Here is a 1606-nt window from a genome sequence, read left to right on the forward strand (position 1 = left end):
AATCATCTCGTTAAGGGAAGCAGGAATCACTTGCCAAGAAACTCCGAACTTATCTTTCAACCATCCACAAACTTGTGCTTTTTCGTCTCCGCCTTCAGAAAGTTTTTCCCAATAATAGTCTAGTTCTTCCTGTGTCTCACAGTTTATTATCAACGATAGCGCTTCTGTAAATTTATATTTTGGACCACCATTTAATGCTACAAATGTTAAACCATCCAATTCAAATTCAACCGTCATTACGGCTCCTTCTGTACTACTTTCATGCCGTTCTTTTCCGTAGCGAGTGATTCTACGAATGCTTGAATTCTTAAAGATGGATGTATAAAAGATTGCTGCTTCTTCTGCTTGATGATCAAACCATAAATTTGTGGTGATTTTTTGAATTTTATTGTTCACACCATTTACCCCTATACCATTATTTTTTATCACGATTGGTGGTTTTGTATTTTTCACCTTTGCTATCATAGGTTACCCATTCACCAACAGGCTCACCCATTTCAAAATACCCGGAACGCTTGATGGTTCCATCGGTCCGATACCATTCCCAATAGCCATCTGGCATTTCTTCAATGATTTTTCCTTTAGACCATATGGTTTTTCCGTTTGCATGGTACTTTATCGTATAGTCATCATGCACCTCTAGTTTCTTTTCCTTCACACCGTTTGGGTGTATCAAGTCACATTTTTCATTTTCCATGGACGTACCTCCGATAACTATTTTTAAAATTTATATCACATTTCATTGAAAACGTTAACTATTATACATTTAGTGTTCATTTTTTCAGTATACAACATACTTACCGGTCCTGTTCGGTAACGGAACAATAACTACAAAGTTCCGGGGCAATATTAAAGACCAACCGCTAAAATGGACCGAAGGAAATAGATCAGCAGGGGAGTGGTTGAGGCAACGAAGACGGCTTCTAAATAAAGCGGACATAGCCTTATATTCGGTGAAACAAAATGGACGTAATCGTGTAGATGTTAATTTAGAGGGTGAAAGAATGTTATAGGAGGGGGCACATTTCATAAAGAATTGTGTTTTTTTAGTTAGTCCAAAACTTGCCTCATACCCATTTCTTGTCAACAAATGGGTATGAGGCCCCTTCTTACTTGAATATAAATAGGTGAAAACTGTAAAAGGAGGGCTGTTTATGGGTTTCGTTTCCATCTATACCGTTGGCAGGTTACATCATCCCTTTGACCACCCGGCCTCTCGTGATTTTTTTGATGTAGGAAATAGAGTATTTCGTCAGGCAACGAAATCGGGAATGATCGATGCGTTTTCATCTGATGGAATATCGTTCCCTGAAGAAGCTACAAAAGGAGAGGGTTTTCCTGTTCTTACACTGACTGTATGGAAAAACCTCCAATCTTTATATCGTTTTACCTATTCAGGTCGGCACAGGCAAGCATTGCAAGATCGAAGCAAATGGATGGAGCCTTATCAAGAAAAACACCTTTCCTATGTAGTGTGGTGGGCAGAGGAGTTGAAGGAGGTCTCATGGGAGGAGGCGTTCAAGAGGTATAACTATTTTATCGAGAATGGCTCCACTCCTTTTGCCTTTGATTTTAAGCAGGCGTTTGATGAAAAAGGAGAGACATG

At 39.2% G+C, this 1606-nt stretch carries 3 protein-coding genes; 1 reads left to right on the forward strand and 2 read right to left on the reverse strand.

The features are described 5' to 3' along the window. Both ACGLXV_RS22935 and ACGLXV_RS22940 read right to left on the reverse strand, forming a co-directional pair. The coding region (locus tag ACGLXV_RS22935; protein WP_391560448.1) for a VOC family protein at nt 1–396 on the reverse strand (396 nt) is incomplete at its 3' end. 19 nt (nt 397–415) lie between these two features. Further along, nucleotides 416–697, reverse strand: coding sequence for a toxin-antitoxin system YwqK family antitoxin (locus ACGLXV_RS22940; RefSeq protein ID WP_391560449.1), 282 nt, complete (start codon nt 695–697; stop codon nt 416–418). 457 nt (nt 698–1154) lie between these two features. Between ACGLXV_RS22940 and ACGLXV_RS22945 the strand changes: the two genes are divergently transcribed. Further along, nucleotides 1155–1606, forward strand: a 452-nt coding sequence (locus ACGLXV_RS22945) for a DUF3291 domain-containing protein (RefSeq protein WP_391560450.1), incomplete at its 3' end; no start/stop codon positions are given.

Source organism: Robertmurraya sp. (genome assembly GCF_036676585.1).
In the GTDB taxonomy this organism is placed as follows: domain Bacteria; phylum Bacillota; class Bacilli; order Bacillales; family Cytobacillaceae; genus Robertmurraya_A.

Coding starts and splice junctions, on each gene's coding strand:
- ACGLXV_RS22940 (WP_391560449.1), bottom strand. CDS start 697: ATGGAAAATGAAAAATGTGACTTGATACACCCAAACGGTGTGAAGGAA.